Source organism: Micromonospora sp. NPDC049203 (genome assembly GCF_043197215.1).
Taxonomy (GTDB): domain Bacteria; phylum Actinomycetota; class Actinomycetes; order Mycobacteriales; family Micromonosporaceae; genus Micromonospora.
Genome location: NZ_JBICSV010000002.1, coordinates 791,556 through 817,703 on the forward strand (window position 1 = coordinate 791,556; position 26,148 = coordinate 817,703).

The following is a 26,148-nucleotide window of genomic DNA, read 5'->3' on the forward strand; positions in this document are numbered from 1 at the left end:
CGATACCCGGCGGGTATCGATCCGGCGGTACGGTGGCGGGATGGAGACGCGGGAGCTTCGCTACTTCGTCGCGGTCGCCGAGGAACTGCACTTCGGCCGCGCCGCGCGCCGCATCGGCATCGCCCAGCCGCCGCTGTCGCGGGCGATCCGTCAGCTCGAACGGCGCCTCGGCGTGACGCTGCTGGAACGGGACAGCCGCCGTGTCGCGCTCACCGCGGCCGGGTCGGTGCTGCTCCGCGAGGGCCGGGCGGCCCTGGACGCGGTGGACGCCGCCGACCGCCGCACCCGCCGTGCCGGCGAGGCCGCGCACGGCGGCGCCGGGCTGGTGCTGGTCACGAAGGCGGGGGCGTCGAGCGAGCTGCTGCCGAAACTGCTCGACGCGTACGCCGCCGAGCCGGACTCGGTACGGGTGGAGGTGCTGCTGTCCGGCATCGGCGAGCAGGAACGGCTGCTGCGCGACGGGCGGGCCGACGTGGCGTTGCTGCACCTGCCGTTCGACTCGATCACCGGGTTGGACACCGAGGAGCTGGTGACCGAACAGCAGGTCATGGTGCTACCGGCGACGCACCCGCTGGCCGGTCGGGCCCAGCTGCGGATGGCCGACGTCGAGGCGCTGCCCGACCTGCCGCTGCCGCGCTGGCCGCTGCACGACGGCACCTACCCCGACGGGCCGGGCCCCGAGGTCCGGGACCACTCCCAGTTGCTCCAACTGGTGGCGCTCGGGCGTACCGCTGTGGTGCTGCCGGAGTCGTGCCGGTCGTTGCTGTGGCCGGACATGGTCGCCGTGCCGGTGCCGGACGCCCCGACGGTCACCACGGTCATCGCGTGGCCGCCGCACAGCCGGTCGCGGGCGCTGGCCGCGCTGGTCCGCACCGCCACCCGCCTGTAGGAACCGGCGCTACGACAGGTCCTTGCGCATCTGCTGGGTGACCACCCGGTAGCCGGACGTCTCGTACAGCCCGCGTGCCGTCTCGTTGGTGCCGAAGACGTTCAGCTCCAGCGCCCGGGCGCCGTGCTCCCGGGCCGCCCGCTCGCCGGCCGCGAGCAGCGCCCGCCCGAGGCCCCGGCCCCGGTGCCCGGCGGCGACCTCGATGTCGTAGAGGAACGCGCAGCCGGCGACACCGCGCGGGTGGGTCAGGCCGATCCACAGCCAGCCGGCCGGTGAGCCGTCAGGCAGCTCGCCGACCAGGAACAGCATGCCGGGCGTGGCCATGCCCTGCGGCAGGAAGCCGGCGGTGGCCTCCCGGGCCCGGTCGAGCGCCTCCTCGGCCGTCCAGTTGCCGGCCGTGACGTGCTCTCGTGCGTACCCGGCGGCCAGCGCCTCCTGCCAGCTGTCGAACTCGTCCGGAGTCATCGCCCGGACGGTCACCTCGGTCATCGCCACTCCCCCGTCGATGTGTGACCGATCAGTCCTCGGCGGCGCGGCGGCGTGCCTCGCGCAGCTTCATGGCGTGCTCCAGCAGCGTGATCAGCACCTCCTTGGCCGACTCCCGCTTGCGCGCGTCGCACAGCACCACCGGTACGCCCGGGTCCAGATCCAGCGCGGCCTGCACCTCGTCGAGACGGAACTGCTTGGCGCCCTCGAAGCAGTTGACCGCCACCACGAACGGCGTGCCGCGCCCCTCGAAGTAGTCGATCGACGGGAAGCAGTCGGCCAGCCGGCGGGTGTCGGCGAGCACCACCGCGCCGAGCGCGCCGAGCGCCAGCTCGTCCCAGACGAACCAGAAGCGGTCCTGCCCGGGCGTGCCGAACAGGTAGAGCACCAGGTCGTCGCTGATGGTGATGCGGCCGAAGTCCATCGCCACGGTGGTGGTCGACTTCTCCTCGATGCCGGACAGGTCGTCGATGCCGATGCCGGTCTCGGTCAGCACCTCCTCGGTGCGCAGCGGCTTGGTCTCGCTCACCGCGCCGACCATTGTGGTCTTGCCGACGCCGAACCCGCCCGCGATCAGGATCTTGATCGCGGTGGGCAGCGGCGCGGCGCCCGCCGGCCGCTCAGAGCGCCCGTAGTCCATTGATAACCGCCTCGAAAACATGCTCGTCGGGAAGGCCGGCGGGGGTCGCGCGCGGCTCGCGTACCTGTACCAGGCTGCGGGCGGCCAGGTCTCCGAGGAGGACCCGGACCGTGCCCACCGGCAGGTCGAGATGGGCGGCGATCTCGGCCACGGAGAGGATCCGCTGGCAGAGGCCGACTATCGCCACGTGCTCCGGGCCCAGCCCGGACTCCGACCCGACATCGGTGCGGGTCGAGGTGACCAGCGAGATCAGGTCGAACGTGCCGGTGACCGGGCGGGCCCGGCCTCCGGTCACCGCGTACGGGCGCACCACCGGGCCGGCGTGGTCGTCGACCCACTCCTGCTCCGCGGAGTCCCTCCGGCCGGTCATCGTGCCGCGTTCTCGCCGAGGGGCTGTTCCCGGGTGGGTGACGCGACGAACCGGCCGACCCGGGTGACGAGCATGGCCATCTCGTACGCGATCAGGCCCACGTCCGCGTCCTCCGTGGCCAGCACCGCCAGGCAGGCGTTACGCCCGGCCGCTGTGACGAACAGGAAGGAGGACTGCATCTCGATGATGGTCTGCTGTACGTGCCCGCCACCGAACCGTTTGCCCGCACCACGGGCCAGGCTCTGGATGCCCGCCGCCATGGCCGCCAGGTGCTCACCGTCGTCGCGGCTCAATCCGCGGGACGAGGCCATCAACAGTCCGTCGGTGGAGAGCGCCACGGCGTGCTCCGCCTGCTTGACCCGGCCGACCAGGTCATCCAGCAGCCACGTCAGATCCGCGCTCGAAGCCGTCTTCTGCGCCACTCGTCGTCCTCATCTTCCCGGCTGTGTGCCGTCAGCTTCCGGTCCCGTCGCGTCGACGTCCCGGTCAGGTAACCTGCTCGTCCGCGTCGGCCGGCGCACCGCCGGCCTCCCGCGCTCCGCCGAGCAAGCGCGCGGCATCGGTACGGCCGCGTCGCGTGCCGCTCTGGTAGGAACTCATCATCCGGCGCACCTGCTCCGGTGCACGCGCCGTGTCGTCGGCGTCGTCGTCGTCCGCCCCGGTCTGGTCGTGCCGCAGCTCCGGCACGATGCTGGCCTGGCGTACCCGGACCGGCAGCCCCACATCGGTGACGGGCGCCGACTCCGGCTCGGATGCCGGCTCCTGCGCCTGCGCCGGGGAAGCCTCGGCCACGTCCGTCGGGGCGGCGGGCCGGCGTTCCACCACCGCCAGCTCCGTGGTGGGCGCCGCCACCGCGGACTGCCGCTTGCGGGTACGCGCCGGCAGCCCGGAGGGGGTCAACCGGGGCGCCTGCGCCACCGGCTCCGACACCTGCGGGGCGGGTTCGGACGGCTGCTCCGGCTCGGGGCCGCCGTCCGGGCCGGACGGGGTCGCCGGCTCGGACACGTCGCCGGGCGGCGTGCCTCCCGCCGGATCCGGCACCGGCGTCACCGGCAGGGGCGTCCCGGGGGCGGGCAGGTCGTCGGGCGCGCCGGCGGCCGCGATCAGCTCACGCGGGATCAGCACCACAGCTGTCGTCCCGCCGTACGCGGACTCCTTGAGCTGCACCTTGACGCCGTGCCGCTCGGTGAGCCGGCTGACCACGAACAGGCCGAGCCGGGCCGCGTCGGCCAGGTTCAGCTCGGAGCGGTCGACGATGCGCGCGTTGGCGGCGGCCAGCTCGTCGGCGCTCATCCCGAGGCCGCGGTCCTCGATCTCGATGGCGAAGCCGTTCGCCACGAGCTGACCCCGGACCTCCACGGTGGTCTGCGGCGGCGAGAAAGAGAGTCCGTTCTCGATCAGCTCGGCCAGCAGGTGGATCACGTCACCGACGGCGCGGCCGGTCAGCGACACGTCGCCGAGCGGGCGCACGGTGACCCGGGTGTAGTCCTCGACCTCGGCGACCGCGCCGCGCACCACGTCGACCATCGGCACGTTGCGCCGCCAGGCCCGGCCCGGCGTCGAGCCGGAGAGCACGATCAGGTTCTCCGCGTTGCGCCGCATCCGGGTGGCCAGGTGGTCGACCCGGAACAGGTCCTCCAGTTCCTCGGCGTCGTGTTCCCGCCGCTCCATCGCGTCCAGCAGCGTGAGCTGCCGGTGCACGAGCGCCTGGGTGCGCCGGGCCAGGCTGAGGAACACGTCGCGTACGCTGCGGCGCAGTTCGGCCTGCTCGACCGCGGTGCGGACGGCGGTCTCCTGCACGACGTTGAACGCCTTGCCCACCTGGCCGATCTCGTCGTCGCCGAACTGCAAGGGTGGCGCCTCGCGGGCGACGTCCACCTCCTCGCCGCGGCCCAGCCGTTCCACCACGCTCGGCAGCCGCTCGTGGGCCAGCTTGAAGGCGGCCTCGCGGAGCCGTTCGAGCTGGCGTACGAGCGCCCGCGCCGTGGTGATCGAGACGACCACGGAGGCGATGACGGCGATCAGACCGAGTCCGGCGGCGAGCACCAGCCGCACGATGACGCCGATCGCGACGGGCATGGCCCGGGAGACGATGTCCTCACCGCCGGCCAGGATCACCTCGCGCAGGTCGGCCATCGCCTTCTCGGCGGCGGCCTGCCACGCCGCGACGGTCACCGGCGGGCGCACCTCGGCGCCCTTGGCCGCGAGCACCTGGTCCTGAAGTGTGCGGAGCTGCTGGAACGCCTCGCCCTCGACCATCCGTTCGAAGCGGACGCGGTCGCCGGGGGCGAGTTCCCGGGCGGTGCGGTCGGCCAGGAACCACTGCGCGCCGACCAGGCGGGCGAACGCGGTCTGCTCGCCCACCGTGATCCGGTTGGCCGCTATCGCGCCGGTGAGCAGGGCGTCCTGTTGGGACAGCAGTTCCCGGGACCGGTTGAGGTCGATGAGCGCCGCGGTGTCCTTGGCGATCTCGTCGTCGTCGAGGCCGCCGAGGGCGTCGAAGACCGCGAAGATCCCGTCGACCGCCTCGTCGTACGCGATGAGCGTGCTGGTCCGGTCGATGGTCTTGCGGCTGACGTCGGCGCGCACCTGACCGAGCTGGTCCAGTTCGGTCTTCAGCTCGTCGAGCCGCCGCATCAGCTCCTCGCTGGCCGGGATCTCGGTGCGCCAGTCCCGTACCGAGCGCCACAGGGCGGTGGCGGTCTCGTCGGTGCGGGCCCGCTGGGCCTCCAGCTCCCGCAGCCGGCTCGGGTCGGCCTCACCGAGGTAGCGCAGCGACAGCCGGCGCTCGGCCTGCAGCTCCTGCAGCAGCGGGTCGCTCGGCTCGAACACGCGCGCGTTGAGCGTCTGCACGCCGAGCAGGTTGAACCCGTCCCGTACGGTCACCCACGCGGCGAACGCCCAGAGCGCGGTCAGCGACAGCAGCAGCGCGATGATCTTCGTACGGAGATTCGTACTGCGGGAACCCATCACACCGTCCTGGCCCGGTCTTCGGTCGGTCCGAAATCCGATCGACTCCGGCGCACGCTAGCAGCCGTCGTGAACCTCATTCAAGCGATCCTGATCATGGTGGGTGCGGCCTCCGTCCGGGCCGCCCCGGCGCGGCCGGAGGCCGCCAGCACCGCGGCGCGGACGATCCGCGTCGGGCGGTAGAGGTCCTTGTCGTGCCATAGTGCCGGTTCACCGTCGGATCCGTCCAGCTCGGACAGTCGACGGCGTCCCCGCGCCAGCGCCGACGTGACCCGGGCGTCGCCGGGCCGGCCCGCGTCGGCCAGCGCGAGCACCGCGTACGCGGTCTCCTCGGCGGTACCGTCCCACCGTCCCCAGGAGCCGTCCCGGCGCTGCGTGGCCAGCAGCCAGGCCACGCCCCGATCGACGGCGGTACGCGCCGCGCCGTCCGGCGCGTGGTCGGCCAGCGCCAGCAGCACCGCGTAGGTGGCGTAGTACGGCGAGGCGTGCCAGCGGTCCTCCCACCGCCCGTCCGGCTCCTGCCGGTCCAGCAGCCACTCGGTGACCCGGCGGCGGGCGCCGGTGACGCCGGGCCCGCTCGGGTGCTCGCCGAGCGCGTCGAGCACGTGCGCGTTCGTGGTCAGCGACGCCCCGTCCTCCCCCGGCCAGGTGCAGAAGTGCCGTCCGGTGTCGAACCCGGCCAGCGGTGAGACGCCCGGCGCGCGGCCCAGCCGGGCCAGCGCGTAGAGCGTGACAGCTGTGGTGTCCGCGTCGGCGGGCAGGCCGGGCGCGGTGGCCGCGCCGGACGGCCCGACCGCGGCGCGCAGCTCGGTCAGCACCGGCTCGGGCGTGCCGACCGGCACGCCGGCCCGGACCAGGATGCCGAGCACCCAGGCCCGCTCGAACACGGTGATCGGGCTCGCGCAGGGCACCGGGCCATGCCGGGCGACAGCGTTCAGGTAGTCAAGCGCGGGTCCGGGCTCCGGCCCGCCCAGCCAGGCGGCGGTGGCGGCCGGTGAGGCGCCGACCGCGCCGCTGGCCGACTGACGCACCCCGGGCGCGCGGTACGCCAGCTCGCCCGCCACCTCCAGCGCGTGCGCCAGCTTCTCCGGCACCGGCCGCCCGGTGGCGAGCAGTCCGCGTACCCGGGTCAGCCGGGCCGGGTCGAGACCGGCCGGCAGCGGCAGGCGGGGCCGGCCGGCCCACTCGGCCAGGCCGGGGGGCGGCCCGGCCGGACCGTCGAGGTGCCGGTCCACGGCGGCCAGCAACGCCGGCACGATCAGGTCGGTGGCCGGCAGGTCCGGCGGGGCGCCCGCGCGCAACGCGCCGGCCAGGTAGGCCAGCCCCCGGTGCGCGGCGGCGGCGGGCGCGGCGGCCGGCCCGTCGCGGTGCAGCACGGCCAGCAACGCCTCCACCGCGCTCAGCGTCGGCACCAGCGCGTAGCCGCCGGGGCCGCCCCAGCCGCCGTCCGGACGCTGCCGGTCCAGCAGCCAGGCCAGGCGCCGGTCGTGGCCGTCGAGCCAGGGCGCGAGCGCGATCAGCCGTCCGGTCTCGTAGACCGACGGTGAGGTCTGCCCCTCCGGCTCGCCGCCGAGCGCGGCGATCAGGTCGCGCGCGGTCCCGGGCCGGGTGGCGTGCACCGGTCCGGCGGTCAGCGTCACCGCACGCCCCAGAAGTCGGTGTTCCGGTAGAAGCCGGTGGTGAAACCGAGCTGCCGGGACAGGAAGTCGGCCTCCCGCGGCACCTCGCCGGCCAGCTTCGCCAGCAGGACGCGGCAGTGGTCGACCTGCTCGGCGAAGTGCCGCTCCACCTCGGTCGGGTCGTCCACCAGCAGCAGCGCGTTGAGGTCGCCGGACTCGGCGTCGCGGCGGTGGGTGCCGAGGTCGTTCACCAGGCGCAGGGCCCGCTGGACCTCGTCACCGACCTCGATCAGCCGCGCCAGCGTGCCGGCCTCGGACACCGATCCGGTGTGGATCCAGTGCGCGACGTTCACGACAGTCGCGGCGAGGTTGTCGGCGTTTGCCAGGTAGTCGGCGAGCGTGGGGCGGCCGGTGCGCCGCCAGTCCCACTCGCGGGCCATCGCGTCGAGCATACGGGCCATCGTGTCCCGCCAGTGGTCGCGCAGCGCCGGATAGGCCGGCGCGGCGGCGACGTCGTCGCGCAGCTCGGCGAGGAACCGGCCCAGCGGGTCGGCGGAGTCGGCGCCGTCGAGCACGTCCAGGCAGACGCCGGCGATCCGGTCCACCTCGGCCCGGCTGGTGGCCTGGTGGTCGACCAGCCAGTCCACGGCGAAGCCCCACAGCACCGCGCGGTTGGTCACGGCGAGCTCGGCGGCGCTGTGCCAGGGGGCGCTGAACGCCATCGCCTGCGCGATGCTGCTGAACAGCGTCGCGTCGAACGGGTCGCCGGGGAACAGCTCGGGGTGCGCGGCGGCGGCTCTGCGCAGGCCACGCTGGCCCTGCGCGGCCAGCGCGCAGACCCGGCCCTGTTCGGCGGCGACGACGAGCGGATCCGGTGTCGCGCCGTCGGTCATGCCCCCTCCGTCCGCCCGGCGGCGACGAGTGTCAGCTCCACCCGTTCGCGCGGCCGCAGCGCCGCGGCCAGCCGCAACCCGGGTACGCCGGGGCGGTGCAGCCGGAACCGGTAGCGGCTGAGCATGGTGGCGAGGATGAGCTGGGCCTCCAGATAGAACAGGTACATGCCCAGGCACTGGTGCGGCCCGCCGCCGAACGGGAAGTGGGCGTAGCGGTGCCGGGCGCGGACCCGCTCGGGGCGGAAGCGTTCCGGGTCGAACTCGTCCGGGCGATCCCAGAACTGCCGCATCCGCTGGGTGATCAGCGGGCTGACCGCCATCGTCGCGCCGGGCTCGATCGGCACACCGTCGATGACGTCCCCGGCGACCGCGCGGCGCGGGATGATCCACCCGATCGGGTAGAGCCGCAGCAGCTCGTCCAGCACCATCCGGGTGTACGTGAGCCGGCTCAGGTGCTCGCGGCGTACCGGCTCGCCGCCGACCACCTCGTCGATCTCGGCGTAGAGGCGCTCGGCCACCTCGGGATGCTGGTCCAGGTGGGGCCAGGCCCAGGTCAGCACGTTGATGGTGGTCTCCGTGGTGGCGGCGAACATCGCCACCGTGTCGTTGCGGACCTGCCGCTCGTCGAGCTGCCGCCCGTCGTCGGTGCGGGCCTGCCAGAGCGTCGAGATGACGTCGTCGCCCTGCTCGGCGGACTCCCGTGTCTCGCGGACGATCGGCACCAGCACGTCGTCGACGACGCGTACGGCGCGGGCGAACGTGCGGTCGCCCGGCATCGGCAGCGACAGCGGCGCGAACGGCACGATGATGCGCGGGATGACGGCGGTCGCGATCCGGTCCTGCGCCTCGATCACCCGCATCGCGTCCGGCACCGAGATCCGGTCGGCGAAGAGCACCTTCATGATCGCCCGGCTGACGATGCGCGCCTGCTCCACGCCGATGTCGACCGGCTGCCCGGCACGGGCCGGCTCGTCCAGTTCAGCGACCGCGTCACGGATCGCGTCGGCCATCCCGTCGACGAGCGCCTCCACCCGCTTCGCGGTGAACATCGGCTGGAGCATGCGCCGGCTGGCCGACCAGATCTGCCCCTCGCCGAGGATCCCCTCGCCGAACAGCCGCTTCACCGGGCGCCAGAACAGCCCGTCACCGGCGCGGTCGTAGTTGTCCGCCCGGTCGCGCAGGACGTGCTGCACGTGCTTGGGGTGGGTGACCAGGTAGGGGCGGAAGGAGCCGAGGTTGAGCCGGACCAGTTCGCCTTCGGTACGGTTACCGATGTCGATGAGGGCCCGGGCGGGGTCGCGCAGCACCGCGGGCAGGATCTGCCGCAGTGGCACGATTCGGGGTCGGCCGGTGGGCCTCGGTGTGTCCGTCGTTTCGGGCACCTGAACGCTCCCTCGGTTGACTCAGGGTCGCGACCCCGTACCGACCCGTGATGTTGCCCGCGAGCATGCCATCACGAGCCGCAGATCAAAAGGCAGGTCGGAGGATATTTCACGTAACAACAATCTCTTTGTCGAGAATGGAAGCCGTGGGACGTGCGTCACTCGCGTACACAGTGGCCGCCGCGGAGCGCGAGGACGGCTCACCTATCCGGTGCCGCGGGCGCGGCACCGTCCGCTGTGCCAAGCTTCGGGCATGGACGACAAGACCATCCTGAGCCGGATCTCGGAACTCGTCGACGAGGAGCACCGGCTGCGTGCCGGCGCGCAGCAGAACGAGGCCGGCACCGACGACGAGGCGCGGGAGCGGCTGCGCGCGCTGGAGGAGTCCCTGGACCAGTGCTGGGACCTGCTGCGTCGCCGCCGGGCCGCCCGCCAGGCCCACGGCGACCCGGACGCCCAGGGCGAGCGCCCGGTGCCGGAGGTCGAGCGCTACCTCCAGTGATCCGGTCCGGCGTCCCGGGCGGTCTCCCGCCCGGGACGCCGGCCGGTCAGCGGATGCCCGCCTCCCGCAGCAGCGCCTCGGTCAGCGCCGCCGGGTCGGTCACCGTCGCCGGCATCCCACGGGCGGTGAACCAGGCGGCCACCACCCGCACGTCGCGGGCCAGGAACTCGGCCCCCTGCAGGTTCGCCACCACGTCGACCACCTGCGGCAGGTCGATCAGCACCAGCCGGCCCGCGTGCACCAGCAGGTTGTACGGGGACAGGTCGCCGTGCGCGTACCCGGCCCGGGCGAGCACCGTCAGCGCCTCGACGAGCTGGTCCCACAGGTCGCGCAGCTCGTCGTCGTCGGGCCGGACCTGGGCCAGCCGCGGCGCGGCCTCCCCCGCCCCGGCGTCGCCGACGAACTCCAGCATCAGCTCGGTGCCGAGCAGCTGCACCGGGTAGGGCACCGCGATCCGCCCGGAGGCGGCCCCGATCTCCCAGAGCCGGGACAACGCGGCGAACTCGGCCGCCGCCCACTGCCCGGCGATCATCTGCCGGCCGAACGCGGTGCGGCCGGTCATCGCCCGCATCTCGCGGGACCGGCGTACCCGGCGGCCCTCCAGGTAACCGGCGTCGCGGTGGAACAGCCGGTGCTGGGCGTCGCGGTAGCGCTTCACCGCCAGCAGGCAGCCGCGGTCGGTACCCGGCACCGCGCGGCGGACCAGGTGGACGTCCGCCTCCTTGCCGGTCTTGAGCACCCCGAGCTCGGTGTCCCGGGCGGCCAGTTCGGTGACCAGCCACTCCGGATGCGGCTCGGGGCCGTGGACGGCCTGGTCCCAGGAGGACCAGGCGTCCTCCACGTCGGGCTCGGCGTCCGGGTCGGCGAGGGCCGGCGTGCGCCGCCCCCGCTTCAGGAAGTCGGGTTCGTCGTCGTCGAAGCGGCTCTTGCCGCGGCCACGGCGCTGCGGCGCCGGGAAGTCGTGATCGCGCACGGGTGGATCTGTCCTTCGATCGAGGCTGGTGGAGGCAGGTGGAACGACCCTGCGAAGACGGCCATGACCGACCTCCTCTCCTCGACCGGGCGACCCCCGGCTGCGCACTCGCGCGGCACCATGCTCGTGCCCCGTCCGGCTCGGGTCAACGGATTTACCGCGCCGCCGCCGGCCCGCCGCGCCGCTGCCGCCGTCAGCCGGCCAGCACGGCCGCCACGGCCGCGATCAGCCCGTCCTCGATCCGGGTCGGCGCGTACCTCGGGTCGGACCAGCGGCGTCCCCGGTGCAGCCAGACGCTGGGCAGGCCCACCGCCGTCGCCCCGCCGATGTCCGCCTCCGGGCTGTCGCCGATCACCCACGCGCCGCGCAGCGGCATCCGGGCCCGCTGGGCGGCGAGCGCGAAGATCCTCGGGTTCGGCTTGCTGACGCCCGCCTCCTCGGAGATCACCCAGTCGGCGACGTACCGGTCCAGGCCGGTCGTACGGATCTTGGCGTCCTGCTGGCGGGCCGCGCCGTTCGTGACCACCACCGGCACCCAGCCCGCGTCCGCCGCGATCCGCAACGCGCACGCGACAAGCGGATCCAGCCGCATGTGCGCCACCACGCCGTCGTGCAGCTCGTCTACCAGGTCGATCGAGGGGATGCGCAGCGCGTACCGCTCGCGGATCGCGTCCGCCACGTCCCAGCGGTTGGTCAGCCCGTCCGCGTCCACGGACACCAACCAGTCGAGGTCGGCCGGCGGCGCGCCGATGCCCGCCAGGAAGCGTTCTCCCCAGACACGGAACGGCCCGTCGCGGTCCAGCAGAGTGTTGTCCAGATCGAGCAGGAGCAACGGCACCTGGGCACCCTACGGGACACACCGGAGCACCGACAGGGCCGAGGGCCCCGGCGCGGCGCTCAGGCGACGAGCACGGCGCGGGCCGCCCCGGCGTCGAGCGGGCGGTCCCGCAGCATCGTGTGTGCCGCGCGGGTGGCGGCCAGCGCGTCCGGGTCCAGCGTGGCCACCAGCACGTCCTCGCCGGTGTCGGCGCCCCGGGCCAGCGGCCGGCCCTCCGGGTCGTACACCGCCGCGCCGCCGTTGAACCGCCATGGATCGGCGCCGTCGACCGAGTTGGCGAACACCACGTACATCGTGTTGTCCAGCGCGCGGGCGGCGTAGTAGAGGTCGCGGCGGTGCGCCGAGCCGGCCAGGTAGCCGCTCGGGCAGAGGTAGCCGTGCGCGCCGTCGCCGGCGGCGGCCCGCGCGTGCTCCGGGAAACAGCCGTCGTAGCAGACGCCCAGACCCAGCCGCCACGTGTCGACCTCGATCGTGGCGCCCCGGACGCCGGCGTCGAACAGCTCCCGCTCGCCGCTCCAGAGCTGCTGCTTGTCGTACGCGGCGGTGACCACGCCGGCCGGGTCCACCACGAGCGAGGAGATCGTGCGCCGCCGGTCGGGGTGGCGCACGGCGGCGCCGATCACCACCGCGGCGCCCGCTTCGACGGCGGCGGCGCGCAGCGGGTCCAGCCGGGCGTCGGTCACCCGGCCGTCGGCGTCGGCGGCCACGTCCGTGGCGTCCGGATCCGCGCCGAGCGTCGGCGGGTGGTACGCCGGCAGGAACAGCTCGGGCAGCACGACGACGCGGGCGCCCTCGGCCCGGCCCACGAGACGGGCGGCGGTGCGGGCGTTGCCGGCCACGTCGCCCGGGACGGGCTGGGCCTGGACGGCGGCGACGGTGAGCGGGCGCGCGGGGAGGGCGGTCACCCGCCGATGGTAACCACCCCGGCGACGGCAGATGATCATCCGTCACCGGATCTCAAGCCGTACGTACGGTTTGCATCGGACGGTTCCACCTGCGACGATCCGTTCGTGCCCAGAGTAAGTCAGGACCAGCTCGACGCGCGCCGGCAGGAGATCCTCGCGGCGGCGCGGGCTTGTTTCGCCCGGCACGGCTACGAGGGCGCCACCGTGCGGCGGCTGGAGGAGGCCACCGGCCTGTCCCGGGGCGCGATCTTCCACCACTTCCGGGACAAGGACTCCCTCTTCCTCGCCGTGGCCGAGGACGACGCCGCCGCCATGGTGGAGACCGTCGCCCGCAACGGCCTGGTGCAGGTGATGCGCGACCTGCTGGCCCGGGCCGTCTCGCCGGACACCACCGGCTGGCTCGGCAGCCAGCTGGAGGTCTCCCGCCGGCTGCGCACCGACCCCGCCTTCGCCAAGCGCTGGGCGGAACGTTCCGAGGCCATCGCCGCGGCCACCCGGGAACGCCTGCTGCGCCAGCGCGAGGCCGGCGTGCTCCGCGACGACGTGCCGATCGACGTGCTCGCCCAGTTCCTGGAGCTGGCCTACGACGGGCTGGTACTGCACCTGGCGATGGGCCGGCCGGCCGGCGACCTGGCCCGCGTGCTCGACCTGGTCGAGGAGGCCGTCCGCCGGCACTGAACCGTGCCGGTCTCGGTCCGGTAACTACCCCGCCCGAGGAGATCGACTCTGGCGCGCCTGCTCCACAATGAGCCGCGACCCCTCCTCGCGACAGGAGCAGACGATGACCCCCTCCGACACCTGGGGCATCCCCGGCCCCGTATTCCTGCGCTGGTACCTCCTGCTCGCCGTCGTCCTGGTCGTCGGTGCGATCGTGTACCGGCGGCGCATGCTCGCGGGCACGCCGGTGAGCGTTCACGGCAACCTGGGGCCGCAGCAGGTCGCCTACCTCAACGGTGGTGACCAGCTCGCCGTCTGGGCCGCGCTGGGCGGGCTGCGCCACGCGGGCGCGGTCGGCGTACGGCCGGACCGGCGGCTCACCACCGGCGGTCCGCTGCCGGCCGGGGCCACCCCGCTGGACCAGGCGGTCCACCACGCGGCGAGCCGAGGTCTGCGGACCCGGGAGCTGGCCGCCGACGAGTGGGTGCGGCGTGCGCTCGACGAGCTGCGCGACGGCCTGGTACGCCGGGGCCTGGCCCTGGACCAGGAGCGGCGCCGGACGCTGCGGCGCGGCGCGCTGCTGATCGGGTTCCTGCTGGTGATCGGCATCGTGCGCGCGGTCTCCGGGCTGTTCAACGACCGGCCCACGGGCTGGCTGCTGCTCAGCCTGTTCCCGCTCGGCCTCGCGTTCGTGCTGCTCAACCGCGTGCCGTGGCGCACCCGGGCGGCCACCGCGGCGCTCGACGACATGCGCCGCCGGCACGCCTGGCTGCGCCCGGCCGCCGGACCCGCGTACACCACGTACGGCCCGGCCGAGGTGGCGCTGGGCGTGGCGCTGTTCGGCACCGCGACGCTCTGGACCATGGACCCCGGCTTCGCCGAGCAGGCCGAGATCCAGCGGCAGGCGATGGGCAGCACCGGCGCCGCCAGCTCCGGCACCTCCTGCGGCGGAGGGGCGACTGCCGGCGGCAGTTCGTGCGGCGGCGGCAGCTCCTGCGGCGGAGGCGGTGGCTGCGGCGGAGGCGGGTGCGGCGGATGACCGGCCCGTCCGGCGTCGGCATCGGCTGGCGCCCCGAGATCGCCGGCTTCGTCGCCGGGCTGCCGGGGCTGCGCTTCGTCGAGGTGGTCGCGGAGGCGGTCGCACCGGCCGGGCCGCTCCCGGACGGGCTCGCCGAGCTGCGCGGACGCGGCGTCGACGTCGTACCCCACGGGGTGCGGCTGTCCCTCGGCGGCGCGGAACCGGTGGACCCGGCCCGGGTGGCGCACCTGGCCGCTGTGGCCGCGGCCCTGGACGCGCCGCTGGTGAGCGAGCACATCGCGTTCGTGCGGGCCGGCGGCCTGGAGGCCGGTCACCTGCTGCCGCTGCCGCGCACCCGCGAGGCGGTCGCGGCGGTGGTGGCGAACGTCCGGCGGACGCAGGCGGAGCTGCCGGTGCCGCTGGCCCTGGAGCCGATCGCCGCGCTCTTCGACTGGCCCGACGACGAGCTGGACGAGGCGGACTTCCTCACCGAGATCCTCGACGCCACCGGCGCGCTGCTGCTGCTCGACATCGCGAACGTGCACGCCAACGCCCGCAACCGGGGCGGCGACCCGGCGGCGCTGCTGAACCGGCTGCCGCTGGAGCGCATCGCCTACGCGCACGTGGCGGGCGGCGCCGAACACGGCGGCTTCTACCACGACACGCACACCGACCCGGTGCCCGCCGCCGTGCTGGACCTGGTCCGCGAGCTGTGCGCCCGGCGCCGGCCGCCCGCGCTGCTGCTGGAACGCGACGGGCACTATCCGCCCGCCGCCGAGCTGCGCGGCGAGCTGGACGCGCTGGCCGCCGCGTCCGGCCACCCGGTGGTCACGTGAGCGGCGACCTCGCGGCCCGGCAGGCCGAGCTGGTCGCCGCGCTCGTCGCCGGTGGGCCGCTGCCGCCCGGCTTCGCCCCGGCCCCGGTCGAGGCGGCCCGCCGGGCGCTGCTGCGCAAGCGGGCCGGCGACGTGGCCCGGCACTGGCCGCTGCTCGCCGCCGGGCTCGGGCCCGGCTGGCCGGCCACGTTCACCGCGTGGGCCGACGGCCGTCCCACCAACGGTTCGCTGCGCGACGGCTGGGACCTGGCCCGCGACCTGCGCGAGCGGGACGCGTTGCCGCCGCTGGGCGCGGACGAGCTGGCCGAGCGGGAGGCCGCGAGCCGCTACGACGGCCACCACCCGCCCCGGCCTCGCCGGTGGCCGGCCCTCGCCCGGGCCGGCGGCGCCGTCGCGGTTCAGGTCGCCGGCCGGGTACGCCTGGTGCGGCCCGCCCCGCGCTGACAGGCACCCGCCGGTACGGCAGGATCGGGGTATGGATCTCGGACTCGCCGATCGGGTGTACGTGCTCACCGGCGCCTCCGCCGGCCTCGGCCTCGCCACCGCCGAGCAACTCGTCGCCGACGGCGCCCGGGTGGTCATCTCGGCGCGTACCCCGGAACGGGTGGCCGCCGCGATCGAGGCGCTCGGCGATCCACGGCAGGCGATCGGGCTGACCGCCGACCTCACCGACCCCGCCACGCCGCAGCGGCTCGTCGCGGCCGCCCGCGAACACTTCGGCCGTCTCGACGGCGCGCTGATCTCGGTCGGCGGCCCGCCTCCCGGCACCGCCGCCTCCGTCACCGACGAGCAGTGGCGCGAGTCGTTCGAGACGGTCTTCCTGGGCAGCGTCCGGCTCGCCCGGACGGTGGCCGGCGCGCTCACCGACGGCGGCGCGATCGGGCTGGTGCTGTCCACCTCGGTACGCGGACCGCTGGCCGGCCTCGGCATCTCCAACGGTTTGCGGCCGGGCCTCGCCGGCGTGGCGAAGGACATGGCCGACGAGTTCGGCCCGCGCGGCGTACGCGTGATCAGCCTGCTGCCGGGACGGATCATGACCGACCGCAACCGGGAGCTGCTGGCCGGCTCCGGCGATCCGGAGCGGGCCCGCGCGCAGGCCGAGGCGGCGATCCCGCTCGGGCGCATCGGCGACCCGGCGGAGTTCGGCAGGGTGGCCGCGTTCCTGCTCTCCCCCGCCGCCGGGTACGTCACCGGGGTGACCGTGCCGGTCGACGGCGGCGCGCTGCGCGGGCTGTGACGGTGGGCGCGGTGGCTGGGCTTCCCGTGGCGGCTGCTCTGGTGAGCCGGGTGCGGGTGGTCGCGGCGGGCCGGGCACCCGGGGCGGAGGGACGGTGAGCGATCGACGGCGTCCGGCCGGTGGGCGGCCCGAGGCCGCGCCCGGCCCGGGCACACCCGCCCGAAGCCACCCCCGGCCCAGCCGGGAACAGCTCGCCGCGGCGGCCGACCGGCTGCTGCCCGACGTGATCGCGCCCGGCCTGGACGTGCTGTTCGTCGGCATCAACCCGGGCCTGTGGTCGGCGGCCACCGGCTGGCACTTCGCCCGCCCCGGCAACCGCTTCTGGCCCGCCCTGCACCGGGGCGGCTTCACGCCGCGCCTGCTGCACCCCAGCGAGCAGGACACGCTCCCGGCGCTGGGCCTCGGCATCACCAACATGGTGGCCCGGGCCAGCGCCCGCGCCGACGAACTCACCCCCGCGGAACTCGTCGACGGCGCCGCCACGCTCACCGCCAAGGTCGAGGGCTACCGGCCGCGCTGGGTGGCGGTGGTCGGGGTGACCGCGTACCGGATCGGGTTCGCCCGGCCGAAGGCCGGATTCGGGCCGCAGCCGGAAACGCTGGCGGCGGCCCGGCTCTGGGTGCTGCCCAACCCGAGCGGCCTGAACGCCCACTTCACCCCGGAGACGCTTGGTGCCGCCTTCGCCGAGCTGCGTGCCGCTGTCGTCGCGGGCTAGTTGGCCGCGGCCGGGGGCATGGCCTCGTGGGCGACGTAGGTGCCCATCGGCACCGTGGTCACCACGGGCTCGGGCTGCTCGGCCTCGGCGTGCGGCGCGGGCGAGTCGGTGATCGCGAACTGGGTGCGGTACAGCTCGGCGTACAGGCCGCCGACGGCCACCAGCTCGTCGTGCCGGCCGCGCTCCACGATCCGGCCCTCGTCGAGCACGAGAATCTGGTCGGCGTCGCGCACCGTGGAGAGCCGGTGCGCGATGACCAGCGCGGTACGCCCGGTCAGCGCCACCGACAGCGCCCGCTGCACTGCTGCCTCGCTCTCCGAGTCCAGATGCGCGGTGGCCTCGTCGAGGATCACGATCGACGGGGCCTTGAGCAGCAGGCGGGCGATGGCGATGCGCTGCTTCTCGCCGCCGGAGAAGCGGTAGCCCCGCTCACCGACAGTCGTGTCGAGCCCGTCCGGCAGAGCCCGGACCAGGTCGGCGACCTGTGCGCCGGCCAGCGCCGCCCAGATCTCGTCGTCGGTGGCGTCCGGCTTGGCGTAGCGCAGGTTCTCCCGGATCGTCTCGTGGAACAGGTGCGAGTCCTGGGTGACCACGCCGATCTCGTCGCGCAGCGAGGCGAGCGTGGCGTCCCGTACGTCGACGCCACCGACAAGCACCTGGCCGTCGCTGACGTCGTAAATCCGGGAGATCAGCATGGACAGCGTCGACTTGCCCGCGCCGGAGGGGCCGACCAGGGCCACCATCTGCCCCGGCTCGACGGCGAACGACACGCCCTTGAGCACCGGCTCGTTGACCGTCCGGTCGAGCGTCGACACCTCCTCCAGGGAGGCCAGCGACACCTCCGCGGCGCTCGGGTAGCGGAAGCGTACGTCGCGGAACTCGACCCGGCCGCTGCCCCGCGGCACCGGCACCGCCTCGGGCTTCTCGGCGATGGTCGGGCGCAGGTCGAGCACCTCGAAGACCCGGTCGAACGAGACGAGCGCGCTCATCACGTCGACCCGGACGTTCGACAGCGCGGTCAGCGGGCCGTAGAGGCGGGTCAGCAGCAGCGCCAGCTTGACCACTGTGCCGGCGCTGACCGCGCCGGTGACCGCCAGCCAGCCGCCGACGCCGTACGTCAGGGCCTGGGCCAGGGACGCGACGAGCAGCATCGCGACGAAGAACGTCCGCGAGTACATCGCGGACTGGATGCCGATGTCGCGCACCCGCTCGGCCCGGCGGGCGAACCGGTCGGCCTCCACCTCCGGTGCGCCGAACAGCTTGACCAGGAGCGCGCCCGCCACACCGAAGCGCTCGGTCATCGTCGCGTTCATCTTGGCGTCGAGGTTGTACGACTCGCGGGTGATCTCGGCCAGCCGCCGGCCGACCCGGCGGGCCGGGATGATGAAGATCGGCAGCAGCACCAGCGCCAGCACGGTGATCTGCCAGGACAGCACGAGCATCGCCCCGGCGGTCAGCACGAGCTGGATGACGTTGCTGACCACGCCGGACAGCGTCGAGGTGAACGCGCGCTGGGCGCCGAGCACGTCGTTGTTGAGCCGGCTGACCAGCGCGCCGGTCTGGGTGCGGGTGAAGAACTGCAACGGCATCCGCTGGACGTGGTCGTACACCCGGGTGCGCAGGTCGAGGATGATGCCCTCGCCGATGCGGGCCGAATACCACCGCTGGACCAGGGAGAACAGGGCGTCGGCCACGGCCAGCGCGGCGATGATCAGGGCGAGCCGGACGACTGTCGAGCGGGCGTCCGGGCCGGCGCCGGCGATCGCGTCGATGACGTCACCGGCGAGCAGCGGCGTGGCCACACCGATCACCGCGGCGACGATCACGGTGATCAGGAAGACGATGATGTCGCGCCGGTAGGGCTGGGCGAACGCGACGATCCGCCGGGCGGTGCCGCGCTTGAGCTCGTGGGCGGAGACCTCGTCACGGTTGCGCAGCGACCGGAGCATGCTCCAGCCGCCCATGCCGCCGCCGGCCATCGGGTGGGACACTCGTCACCTCCGGGTCGTCAGGGCAGCAGGAACCGTCGGAGTCCATTCTCCCGACGCCTGTGACAACCTCGCGAGTAACCCAGATCTTCCCGAACGGTCCTTACGAAATCGCCGTACCGGCTATTCGCCCCGCCCGGCCAGGTCCCGGATCCGCCGGGTCTGCGCCTCCCGCTCGGCGCGCTGCTGCTCGGCATGCGAGCGCCCGGCCGCGCCCGCGAGCAGCGCCTTGATCTCGATGATCGCGTCCCGGTTGTTCGCCAGCAGCCCGGCGGACAGGTCACGCACGGCGCCGTCCAGCTCGTCGTTCGGCACCACGAGCGTGGCCAGGCCGATACGGTCCGCCTCGGTGGCGTCCATCCGCCGGCCGGTGGCGCAGATCTCCAGCGCCCGGGAGTAGCCGACCAGCTCGACCAGGCGGCGCGTACCAGCCAGGTCGGGGACCAGCCCGAGCGTCACCTCGGCCATGGAGAGCCTGGCGTCGGCGGCGAGGACCCGCATGTCGCAGGCGAGAGCCAGCTGGAAGCCGGCGCCGATGGCGTGGCCCTGCACCGCGGCGATCGACACCACGTCCGGCCGGTGCAGCCAGGTGAAACCGCCCTGGTACTCGGCGATCCGGTCGGCGCACTCGGCCGCCGGCATCGCGGCCAGCTCGGCGAAGGAGCCCGGCCCGGTCGCGCCGGCGACCGCCAGGTCCAGGCCCGCGGAGAAGGCACGCCCCTCCCCGCGTACGACGACGACGCGCACGTCGCCCGGCAGGTCGCGGGAGAAGTCGCTCATCGCGCGCCACATCGCGGGAGTCTGGGCGTTCAGCACGTCGGGCCGGCACAACGTCACCGTCGCGACCGGCCCGTCGCAGTCGAAGCGCACTCCGGTCGTCTCGGCGGTCACCGGACGCCCCGGAACGCGCGGGTGGACGACGCTGGGGGGCGGATCACGCCTTCTTCCGGCGCCGGGCGCCGCCGCGCTGCCGCAGCTGCACCCCGGATTCGGTGAGCACCCGGTGGATGAACCCGTAGGAACGGCCGGTCGAGGCCGCCAGAGCACGAATGCTCTCTCCGCCGGTGTACCGCTTTACCAGGTCTTTGGCGAGCGTCTGACGCTCGGCCCCGACGATCCGGCGACCCTTCTCAGTGCTGGTGGCTGTGCCAGTGGCTGCCATGCTGATTCCTCACGTCCCAGACTGTGCGGTTCGGATACGGTCCCACCTATTAGACCGCCTCGGACGATCATGCGCCAGATATCAACTATTCGCCAACCGACACGCTACGCAATGTCAGCTTCCCGATAGAGTGATCCTTCCGGCCGGCTGATCCGTACCGGCCCGCCGGACGAGCCCGTCGCCCCAGGTTCGGCAAGGTGGCGGCATCTCAGTGGATGGACGAGCCAACGCCCTCTCCGTGGTCGGCCCGTCCATGTCGGCGAGAGCACGAGAGGCGCCGCCAATCGGTCCGTCGATCGACTGACGACGATTCGTTCCGCGCCGGTTCGACGAACTGGCGGCATCCTCCCGCCTGATCGGCACCACTTTCGACGGGACCGCCTCGCCGCGCTCCGGACGCCTGCGCGTCGGCGCGCCGGCATGGATCATGCCGGCGGTGGGTGCGCGGGTGCGACGGGCCGTATCGTGCCCGGGGTGATTGACATGATCACGGCCGCGGCGGGTGCCGCAGGCGTCTTCGCCGCCACCAACCTCGACGACATCGTCGTGCTCACGGTGCTGTTCGTGGCCGCCCGGCACACCGGGCGTCCCCGGCCGTGGCAGATCGTCGCCGGGCAGTACGCGGGCATCGGCGCGCTCGTCGCGATCGCGGCGGTGGCCGCCGCCGGGCTGCTCGTGGTGCCCGACCCGTGGCCGGGTCTGCTCGGCCTGCTGCCGATCGGGCTGGGCGCCCGGGCGCTGTCGGCCCGGCGCGACGACGACGAGCCGCCGGCGGTGGTCGGCAGCCTGGCCGGCGTCGCCGGGGTCACAGTGGCCAACGGCGCCGACAACATCGCCGTCTACGTGCCGGTCTTCCGCGCCCTCGACCCGCTCACCGGGCTGATCTGGCTGCTGGTGTTCGCCGTGCTGGTGGCCGTGTGGTGCGCGGTCGCCGCCGCGCTCGGCGGGCACCCCCGGGTGGTGGCGCTGGTCGGCCGCGCCGGCCACTGGCTGGTCCCGGCGATCTTCATCGCCATCGGCGCGACCATCCTGCTCACCTCCGGCGTCCTCCCCCACCTGGCCGCCCTCCTGGCCTGACCGCCCCCGCCCGTCTTCTCCGTCGATCATGAAGTTGACGGCGATCTGGATCTCAAAGAGTGCCGTCAACTTCATGATCAACCGGCAAGGGGCGCGGGCAGGCGGCGCGGGAAGGGGTCAGGCGAGCTCGACCAGCTCCAGCAGGTCGTCGGACCAGGCGTCCTCGTCGCCGTCGGGCAGCAGGATGGCGCGATCCGGCTTGAGCGCGGTGACCGCGCCCGGGTCGTGCGTGACCAGCACGATCGCGCCCGGGTAGCGGGCGATCGCGTCGAGCACCTGCTCGCGGCTCACCGGGTCGAGGTTGTTCGTCGGCTCGTCCAGCAGCAGCACGTTGGCGCCCGAGCAGACCAGCGTGGCCAGCGCCAGCCGGGTCTTCTCGCCGCCGGAGAGCACACCGGCCGGCTTGTCCACGTCCTCGCCGGAGAACAGGAACGCGCCGAGGATCTTGCGCAGGTCGGTGTCGGTCTGGTCGGACGCGGCGCTGCGCATGTGCTCCAGGATCGTGCGGTCCACGTCGAGCGTCTCGTGCTCCTGGGCGTAGTAGCCCAGCCGCAGCCCGTGGCCGGGACGCACCTCGCCGGTGTCCGGCTCCAGCAGCCCGCCGAGCATCCGCAGCAGCGTGGTCTTGCCGGCGCCGTTGAGGCCGAGGATGGCCACCCGGGAGCCCCGGTCCACAGCCACGTTGACGTCGGTGAAGATCTCCAGCGACCCGTACGACTTGGACAGGCCGGTCGCGGTCAGCGGCGTCTTGCCGCACGGCGCGGGGCTCGGGAACCGTACCTTGGCGACCTTGTCCGCGACGCGGACCTCGTCCAGGCCGGAGAGCAGCCGCTCGGCGCGGCGGGCCATGTTCTGCGCGGCGACGGTCTTGGTGGCCTTGGCCCGCATCTTGTCCGCCTGCGCCATCAGCGCGCCGGCCTTCTTCTCGGCGTTTGCGCGCTCCCGGCGGCGGCGCCGCTCGTCGGTCTCCCGCGCCTCCAGGTACGCCTTCCAGCCCAGGTTGTAGGTGTCGACCACGGACCGGGTGGCGTCCAGGAACCAGACCTTGTTGACCACCGCCTCCAGCAGCGAGGCGTCGTGGGAGATCACGATCAGGCCGCCCTTGTGGTTGCCGAGGAAGCCGCGCAGCCAGGTGATCGAGTCGGCGTCGAGGTGGTTGGTGGGCTCGTCGAGCAGCAGGATGCCGCCGCCGTTCTCCCCGGCGTCGCGGAACAGGATCCGGGCCAGCTCGATGCGGCGGCGCTGGCCGCCGGAGAGCGTGCCGATGGTCTGCGCCAGGGCCCGGTCGGGCAGGCCGAGGTTGGCGCAGATCCGGGCCGCCTCGGCCTCGGCCGCGTAGCCGCCGAGCGAGGCGAACTGGTCCTCCAGCGCGCCGTAGCGGCGGACCAGCCGCTCGTCGTCGGCGCCCTCGGCGAGCTTGTTCTCCAGCTCCTTCATCTGCGCCATGAGCACGTCCAGCCCGCGGGCGGAGAGCACCCGGTCCCGGCCGGTGACGTCCAGGTCACCGGTACGCGGGTCCTGCGGCAGGTAGCCGATGGCGCTGCGCCGGTCGATCTGGCCGGCGTACGGCTGGCCCTCACCGGCGAGCACCTTGAGTGTGGTGGTCTTGCCGGCGCCGTTGCGGCCGACCAGGCCGATCCGGTCCCCCGGCTGCACCCGCAGGGTGGTGTCGGACAGCAGGATCCGGGAACCGGCACGCAGTTCCAGGCCGGTGGCAGTGATCATTTCGGAGTACTCGCTCTCGGGTCCGGAAGGGCTGACTCAGGGCACGCGAAAGCGCCGGCGGGTGGTGATTTCCCGTCGGCGCGGGGCCGTTCAGCCTTCGCAGCGCAGCACGGGGGCAAGTGTACCGGGCCCCACGGACCCGCTCCCCCGGATTACCGTGCAAGATCATCGGGTACGGAAACCGCCGTCCGGACCCGGTCCGGTACCGCAACCACCACATACGGACACATCGGTGATCGGGGTCAACATGGAGCTGAACGAGAACGCGCGGGTCGACACCAGCCAGGTGGACGACCGGCGAGGGTCCGGCGGAGGCGGCGGGATGGGCATTCCGATCCCGATCGGCGGCGGCCGGGGCGGGATCGTGGGCATCATCATCGCCGTACTCGTCGCCCTGGTGGGCGGCGGCTTCGGCCTCAACGCCGCCACCAACGGCGGCGGTTCCGAGCAGGGCGACAACACCTCGCTGGAGCAGAAGTGCTCGGCGCAGGACGCGCTGAAGCAGCTCGACTGCCGCAACGCGCTCTACGTCAACTCGATCCAGGCGTACTGGCGCACCGCCATGCCGGAGGCGTTCGGCGAGCAGTACAAGCCGTCGAAGACGGTGTTCTTCAGCCAGAACGTCAGCACGGCCTGCGGCGCGGCCGACTCCGGCGTCGGCCCGTTCTACTGCCCGGCCGACGACCTGGTCTACATCGACCTCAGCTTCTACAAGCTGCTGGCCGACCAGCTCGGCGCCGAGGGCGAGTTCGCCCAGCCGTACGTGCTTGCCCACGAGTACGGCCACCACGTGCAGGACCTGCTCGGCACCGAGGCGCAGATGCGCCGCCAGCAGCAGCGCGACCCGCAGAGCGCGAACGCGCTCTCGGTGAAGCTGGAGCTGCAGGCCGACTGCTACGCCGGGGCCTGGGCGAAGAACGCCACCGGCACCGCCGACGAGCAGGGCCAGAAGATCTTCAAGAGCATCACCGAGCAGGACATCTCGCAGGCCATCGACACGGCCGAGAAGATCGGCGACGACGCCATCCAGCAGCGCTCCGGCCGGCCGGTGAACCCGGACGAGTTCACCCACGGCAGCTCCGAGCAGCGCAAGCAGTGGTTCACCAAGGGCTTCACCACCGGCGACCCGAAGTCCTGTGACACCTTCGGTTCGGGGGCCTGAGCCGATCCGCGCATCGGCCCGCACCACCGCAGACGGTGGTGCGGGCCGATGTCGTTTCCGGGGCCGGTCAGGCCGGCAGTGTCACCTGAGCCGGAGTGGACCGGTTGACAGTCGTCCCGTCACCGAGCTGACCACCGCTGTTGTCGCCCCAGCACCACAGGCCGCCGTCGGTACGGATGCCGCAGCCGTGGTCGGTCACCGCTACCTCGCCGGTCCAGGTGGTGGCCGTGCCGGCCTGGGCGGGCGCGGACCGGTGGGTGGTGCTGCCGTCGCCCACCTGCCCGGCCGAGTTCTTGCCCCAGCACCACAGGGTGCCGTCGGTACGCGACGCGCACGTCGTGTCGCTGCTCGCGGCGATCCGGTTCCAGGTGGTGGCGGTGCCGATCTGCACCGGCGCGGTCCGGTAGGTGCCGCTCACGCCGAGCTGGCCGTATCCGTTCTCACCCCAGCACCACAGCGCGCCGGAGCGGATCCCGCAGGTGTGGGCGTATCCGGCCGCCACGCCGGTCCACCCGGTGGCGGTGCCGACCTGCGCGGGCGCGGTCTGGGGTGCCAGGTTGCCGAGCCCGAGCTGGCCGTCCGAGCTGGACCCCCAGCACCAGAGCGTGCCGCCGGTGCGGACACCGCAGGTGTGCCCGTAGCCGGTCGAGACGCTCACCCAGTCGGTGGCCGTGCCGACCTGCAGCGGGGTGTTCGCGACGTACGGCGAGGCGCCGACGCCCAGCTGGGTGGTCCGGTTGAAGCCCCAGCACCAGAGCGTGCCGTCGGTGCGGATCGCGCAGGTGTGCTGGGGGCCGGCGTCGACCCGGGCCCAGGTGGTAGCGGTGCCGACCTGCACCGGGGCGCTGCGGCTGGTGGTGGTGCCGTCGCCGAGCTGGCCCCGGAAGTTCGAGCCCCAGCACCAGAGCGTCCCGTCCGTGCGGACCGCGCAGGTGTGCCCGGAGCCGCCGTCGACACCGGTCCAGGTGGCGGTGCCGACCCGCGCCGGGGCGCTGCGGTTGGTGGTGGTGCCGTCGCCGAGCTGGCCGGCGTAGTTGGAGCCCCAGCACCACAGTCCCCCGTCGGTGCTGATCGCGCAGGTGTGCGCGCCGCCCGCGGTGACGCTGGTGACAGTGGGCGCGGCGAGCGCGGCGCCCCGCGCCGGAGCCGCGTTGGCCGTGCCGGCTGTCAGCGTGGCGGTGAGCACGAGGCTTCCGGCGCTCATCGCCGCCGCCGCGACGAGGAGCCTCGTCGCACGGCGCCACCGGGCCCGCAGCCGGCCGTCCTGATATCCGCTCATGAAGTTGTTCTCTCCCAACGATGTCGGCGCGTGATGGCGGAGGCGAAGCTGCCCTGCGGGTCGCCCGGAGACCCGGCTTCGTGACACCGACGATAGGCATCGAGTCGATTCGATGCACCATCGGGGAACGGGATTGCGCCGTCTTGAGGTGATCTTTCCTGTTCAGCGGACCAGGATGTGGACCGCCCGGGCGGCGGCGACCGCGGCCACCAGCACCGCGTGCCGGGGCTCCGGCACGTCCAGCAGGCGCGGCGCGCGCAGCGCCGTCAGCGGGGCCAGCCGCCGGTCGGCAAGCACCGTGTCCACCGCGCGCCGGTCACCTCCGCACACCAGCGCCGCGAGCGTGCCCACCTCCGGCAACAGCAGACGCACTGCCAGCTCCGCCGCGTCGCCCAGGGCGGCCTTGGCCTGGTTGTCCCGCCGCCGGGCGAACCGCTGCTGGGACCAGCCACCCGCCGCGGTACGGCCCTGCACGTACCGGGTGTCCACCTTGGAGACCACCAGGTCGGCGCCGTCGGCGACGCCGAGGGCGACCGCGCCCTTGCGGGCCAGCAGCAGACCGAGCCGGCGGGCCGCCGTGGCGGAGGCGACGAATCCGGGTACGTCCGCCGACGCGCTCGCGCCGGGCGGGGTGTGCAGCTCGGCGGTGGCGCCGTCCGGGGCGGTGAGCAGCAGCCCGTACTCCTGGACTGTCGTGGTCGGCGGGCCGTGCCGGTCGGTGAAGCCCTCGACCCAGCGGGCGACGCGGCCGGGGTCGACCTCGACCCACCGGCCGCCCCCGGCGGCGGGTCGGCTGCTCATGGCCCGACGGTACGCCATCGACGGG

The 26,148-nt window shown here is 73.9% G+C and carries 27 protein-coding genes; 10 read left to right on the forward strand and 17 right to left on the reverse strand.

What is annotated here, in order from left to right; genetic code table 11:
• The first annotated feature begins 40 nt into the window (after positions 1–40).
• Positions 41–889, forward strand: coding sequence for a LysR family transcriptional regulator (locus tag ACGFIA_RS07985; protein WP_357381099.1), 849 nt, complete (start codon positions 41–43; stop codon positions 887–889).
• Between the two features lie 9 nt (positions 890–898).
• Here the strand turns inward: ACGFIA_RS07985 and ACGFIA_RS07990 are convergent, their stop codons facing one another.
• From ACGFIA_RS07990 to ACGFIA_RS08025, 8 genes are all read right to left on the reverse strand, one after another.
• Positions 899–1,378, reverse strand: a complete 480-nt coding sequence (locus tag ACGFIA_RS07990; RefSeq protein WP_393259164.1) for a GNAT family N-acetyltransferase — start codon at positions 1,376–1,378, stop codon at positions 899–901.
• 28 nt (positions 1,379–1,406) lie between these two features.
• Complete coding sequence (locus tag ACGFIA_RS07995) at positions 1,407–2,015, reverse strand: ATP/GTP-binding protein (RefSeq protein ID WP_357381096.1); 609 nt, start codon at positions 2,013–2,015, stop codon at positions 1,407–1,409.
• Positions 1,996–2,385 carry a DUF742 domain-containing protein gene (locus ACGFIA_RS08000; RefSeq protein ID WP_357381094.1) on the reverse strand — a complete coding sequence of 130 codons (390 nt, stop codon included), beginning with the start codon at positions 2,383–2,385 and terminating at the stop codon, positions 1,996–1,998. The genes ACGFIA_RS07995 and ACGFIA_RS08000 overlap by 20 nt, the downstream gene beginning before the upstream one ends.
• Entirely contained in the window at positions 2,382–2,807 is a 426-nt protein-coding gene (locus tag ACGFIA_RS08005; RefSeq protein WP_357381092.1) for a roadblock/LC7 domain-containing protein, read from the reverse strand. The genes ACGFIA_RS08000 and ACGFIA_RS08005 overlap by 4 nt, the downstream gene beginning before the upstream one ends.
• A gap of 64 nt (positions 2,808–2,871) precedes the next feature.
• On the reverse strand, positions 2,872–5,355 hold the full coding sequence (locus ACGFIA_RS08010; RefSeq protein WP_393259167.1) for a nitrate- and nitrite sensing domain-containing protein: 2,484 nt from the start codon (positions 5,353–5,355) through the stop codon (positions 2,872–2,874).
• A gap of 80 nt (positions 5,356–5,435) precedes the next feature.
• Positions 5,436–6,995, reverse strand: a complete 1,560-nt coding sequence (locus ACGFIA_RS08015) for a prenyltransferase/squalene oxidase repeat-containing protein (RefSeq protein WP_393259169.1) — start codon at positions 6,993–6,995, stop codon at positions 5,436–5,438.
• A complete protein-coding gene (locus tag ACGFIA_RS08020) occupies positions 6,992–7,867 on the reverse strand; it encodes a terpene synthase family protein (RefSeq protein ID WP_393259171.1) in 876 nt (291 codons plus the stop codon). Before ACGFIA_RS08020 ends, ACGFIA_RS08015 begins: the two co-directional genes overlap by 4 nt.
• On the reverse strand, positions 7,864–9,201 hold the full coding sequence (locus ACGFIA_RS08025; protein ID WP_357381189.1) for a cytochrome P450: 1,338 nt from the start codon (positions 9,199–9,201) through the stop codon (positions 7,864–7,866). The genes ACGFIA_RS08020 and ACGFIA_RS08025 overlap by 4 nt, the downstream gene beginning before the upstream one ends.
• A 301-nt stretch (positions 9,202–9,502) precedes the next feature.
• Between ACGFIA_RS08025 and ACGFIA_RS08030 the strand changes: the two genes are divergently transcribed.
• Positions 9,503–9,751: a DUF2630 family protein gene (locus ACGFIA_RS08030; RefSeq protein WP_357381084.1), complete on the forward strand. Its 249-nt coding sequence runs from the start codon at positions 9,503–9,505 to the stop codon at positions 9,749–9,751.
• Positions 9,752–9,797: 46 nt separating this feature from the next.
• On the opposite strand, the gene ACGFIA_RS08035 is transcribed toward ACGFIA_RS08030, so the two are convergent.
• From ACGFIA_RS08035 to ACGFIA_RS08045, 3 genes are all read right to left on the reverse strand, one after another.
• Entirely contained in the window at positions 9,798–10,724 is a 927-nt protein-coding gene (locus tag ACGFIA_RS08035; RefSeq protein WP_393259174.1) for a serine protein kinase RIO, read from the reverse strand.
• Between the two features lie 193 nt (positions 10,725–10,917).
• Entirely contained in the window at positions 10,918–11,562 is a 645-nt protein-coding gene (locus ACGFIA_RS08040) for an HAD family hydrolase (RefSeq protein ID WP_357381080.1), read from the reverse strand.
• A 59-nt stretch (positions 11,563–11,621) separates the two neighbouring features.
• Positions 11,622–12,467 (reverse strand): carbon-nitrogen hydrolase family protein, encoded by an 846-nt coding sequence (locus ACGFIA_RS08045; RefSeq protein ID WP_357474521.1) that lies wholly within the window; start codon positions 12,465–12,467, stop codon positions 11,622–11,624.
• Between the two features lie 105 nt (positions 12,468–12,572).
• On the opposite strand from ACGFIA_RS08045, the gene ACGFIA_RS08050 reads away from it, so the two are divergent.
• The 6 genes from ACGFIA_RS08050 to mug all read left to right on the forward strand — a co-directional run bounded on the left by ACGFIA_RS08050 (position 12,573) and on the right by mug (position 16,929).
• On the forward strand, positions 12,573–13,145 hold the full coding sequence (locus ACGFIA_RS08050) for a TetR/AcrR family transcriptional regulator (protein WP_194803152.1): 573 nt from the start codon (positions 12,573–12,575) through the stop codon (positions 13,143–13,145).
• 103 nt (positions 13,146–13,248) lie between these two features.
• A complete protein-coding gene (locus ACGFIA_RS08055) occupies positions 13,249–14,163 on the forward strand; it encodes a TIGR04222 domain-containing membrane protein (RefSeq protein ID WP_393259177.1) in 915 nt (304 codons plus the stop codon).
• Positions 14,160–14,978, forward strand: a complete 819-nt coding sequence (locus ACGFIA_RS08060; RefSeq protein WP_357381073.1) for a DUF692 domain-containing protein — start codon at positions 14,160–14,162, stop codon at positions 14,976–14,978. Before ACGFIA_RS08055 ends, ACGFIA_RS08060 begins: the two co-directional genes overlap by 4 nt.
• Entirely contained in the window at positions 14,975–15,421 is a 447-nt protein-coding gene (locus tag ACGFIA_RS08065; protein WP_357381071.1) for a hypothetical protein, read from the forward strand. Before ACGFIA_RS08060 ends, ACGFIA_RS08065 begins: the two co-directional genes overlap by 4 nt.
• A gap of 31 nt (positions 15,422–15,452) precedes the next feature.
• The gene (locus ACGFIA_RS08070) at positions 15,453–16,214 is read left to right on the forward strand and encodes an SDR family oxidoreductase (protein ID WP_357381069.1); all 762 of its coding nucleotides are present in this window, start codon (positions 15,453–15,455) and stop codon (positions 16,212–16,214) included.
• Between the two features lie 94 nt (positions 16,215–16,308).
• Entirely contained in the window at positions 16,309–16,929 is a 621-nt protein-coding gene (gene mug / locus ACGFIA_RS08075) for a G/U mismatch-specific DNA glycosylase (RefSeq protein WP_357381067.1), read from the forward strand.
• Here the strand turns inward: mug and ACGFIA_RS08080 are convergent.
• The 3 genes from ACGFIA_RS08080 to ACGFIA_RS08090 form a co-directional block, all read right to left on the reverse strand.
• Positions 16,926–18,908: an ABC transporter ATP-binding protein gene (locus ACGFIA_RS08080; protein WP_357381187.1), complete on the reverse strand. Its 1,983-nt coding sequence runs from the start codon at positions 18,906–18,908 to the stop codon at positions 16,926–16,928. The genes mug and ACGFIA_RS08080 overlap by 4 nt on opposite strands.
• 132 nt (positions 18,909–19,040) lie before the next feature.
• Entirely contained in the window at positions 19,041–19,808 is a 768-nt protein-coding gene (locus ACGFIA_RS08085) for an enoyl-CoA hydratase/isomerase family protein (RefSeq protein ID WP_357381065.1), read from the reverse strand.
• A gap of 43 nt (positions 19,809–19,851) precedes the next feature.
• Positions 19,852–20,079 (reverse strand): helix-turn-helix domain-containing protein, encoded by a 228-nt coding sequence (locus ACGFIA_RS08090; RefSeq protein WP_007072022.1) that lies wholly within the window; start codon positions 20,077–20,079, stop codon positions 19,852–19,854.
• A 483-nt stretch (positions 20,080–20,562) separates the two neighbouring features.
• On the opposite strand from ACGFIA_RS08090, the gene ACGFIA_RS08095 reads away from it, so the two are divergent.
• Positions 20,563–21,156, forward strand: a complete 594-nt coding sequence (locus ACGFIA_RS08095; protein WP_357474531.1) for a cadmium resistance transporter — start codon at positions 20,563–20,565, stop codon at positions 21,154–21,156.
• A 117-nt stretch (positions 21,157–21,273) separates the two neighbouring features.
• Here ACGFIA_RS08095 and ACGFIA_RS08100 read toward each other — a convergent pair whose 3' ends face one another.
• Positions 21,274–22,881 (reverse strand): ABC-F family ATP-binding cassette domain-containing protein, encoded by a 1,608-nt coding sequence (locus ACGFIA_RS08100; protein ID WP_357381061.1) that lies wholly within the window; start codon positions 22,879–22,881, stop codon positions 21,274–21,276.
• A gap of 247 nt (positions 22,882–23,128) precedes the next feature.
• Here ACGFIA_RS08100 and ACGFIA_RS08105 point away from each other — a divergent pair, with 247 nt between their 5' ends.
• Positions 23,129–24,043 carry a neutral zinc metallopeptidase gene (locus ACGFIA_RS08105; protein WP_357381185.1) on the forward strand — a complete coding sequence of 305 codons (915 nt, stop codon included), beginning with the start codon at positions 23,129–23,131 and terminating at the stop codon, positions 24,041–24,043.
• Between the two features lie 67 nt (positions 24,044–24,110).
• On the opposite strand, the gene ACGFIA_RS08110 is transcribed toward ACGFIA_RS08105, so the two are convergent.
• Entirely contained in the window at positions 24,111–25,322 is a 1,212-nt protein-coding gene (locus ACGFIA_RS08110) for a hypothetical protein (RefSeq protein ID WP_357381059.1), read from the reverse strand.
• Between the two features lie 162 nt (positions 25,323–25,484).
• Complete coding sequence (locus ACGFIA_RS08115; protein ID WP_357381057.1) at positions 25,485–26,123, reverse strand: acVLRF1 family peptidyl-tRNA hydrolase; 639 nt, start codon at positions 26,121–26,123, stop codon at positions 25,485–25,487.
• Positions 26,124–26,148 lie beyond the last annotated feature (25 nt).

Excerpts from the sequence above, each read along its gene's own strand:
- ACGFIA_RS08070 (WP_357381069.1), top strand. The coding sequence starts at position 15,453 with ATGGATCTCGGACTCGCCGATCGGGTGTACGTGCTCACCGGCGCCTCC.
- ACGFIA_RS08105 (WP_357381185.1), top strand. The coding sequence starts at position 23,129 with ATGGAGCTGAACGAGAACGCGCGGGTCGACACCAGCCAGGTGGACGAC.
- ACGFIA_RS08060 (WP_357381073.1), top strand. The coding sequence starts at position 14,160 with ATGACCGGCCCGTCCGGCGTCGGCATCGGCTGGCGCCCCGAGATCGCC.
- ACGFIA_RS08095 (WP_357474531.1), top strand. The coding sequence starts at position 20,563 with ATGATCACGGCCGCGGCGGGTGCCGCAGGCGTCTTCGCCGCCACCAAC.
- ACGFIA_RS08030 (WP_357381084.1), top strand. The coding sequence starts at position 9,503 with ATGGACGACAAGACCATCCTGAGCCGGATCTCGGAACTCGTCGACGAG.
- ACGFIA_RS08110 (WP_357381059.1), bottom strand. The coding sequence starts at position 25,322 with ATGAGCGGATATCAGGACGGCCGGCTGCGGGCCCGGTGGCGCCGTGCG.
- ACGFIA_RS08080 (WP_357381187.1), bottom strand. The coding sequence starts at position 18,908 with ATGGCCGGCGGCGGCATGGGCGGCTGGAGCATGCTCCGGTCGCTGCGC.
- ACGFIA_RS08010 (WP_393259167.1), bottom strand. The coding sequence starts at position 5,355 with ATGGGTTCCCGCAGTACGAATCTCCGTACGAAGATCATCGCGCTGCTG.
- ACGFIA_RS08000 (WP_357381094.1), bottom strand. The coding sequence starts at position 2,385 with ATGACCGGCCGGAGGGACTCCGCGGAGCAGGAGTGGGTCGACGACCAC.
- ACGFIA_RS07985 (WP_357381099.1), top strand. The coding sequence starts at position 41 with ATGGAGACGCGGGAGCTTCGCTACTTCGTCGCGGTCGCCGAGGAACTG.
- ACGFIA_RS08055 (WP_393259177.1), top strand. The coding sequence starts at position 13,249 with ATGACCCCCTCCGACACCTGGGGCATCCCCGGCCCCGTATTCCTGCGC.
- ACGFIA_RS08090 (WP_007072022.1), bottom strand. The coding sequence starts at position 20,079 with ATGGCAGCCACTGGCACAGCCACCAGCACTGAGAAGGGTCGCCGGATC.
- ACGFIA_RS08115 (WP_357381057.1), bottom strand. The coding sequence starts at position 26,123 with ATGAGCAGCCGACCCGCCGCCGGGGGCGGCCGGTGGGTCGAGGTCGAC.
- ACGFIA_RS07995 (WP_357381096.1), bottom strand. The coding sequence starts at position 2,015 with ATGGACTACGGGCGCTCTGAGCGGCCGGCGGGCGCCGCGCCGCTGCCC.
- ACGFIA_RS07990 (WP_393259164.1), bottom strand. The coding sequence starts at position 1,378 with ATGACCGAGGTGACCGTCCGGGCGATGACTCCGGACGAGTTCGACAGC.
- ACGFIA_RS08020 (WP_393259171.1), bottom strand. The coding sequence starts at position 7,867 with ATGACCGACGGCGCGACACCGGATCCGCTCGTCGTCGCCGCCGAACAG.
- ACGFIA_RS08100 (WP_357381061.1), bottom strand. The coding sequence starts at position 22,881 with ATGATCACTGCCACCGGCCTGGAACTGCGTGCCGGTTCCCGGATCCTG.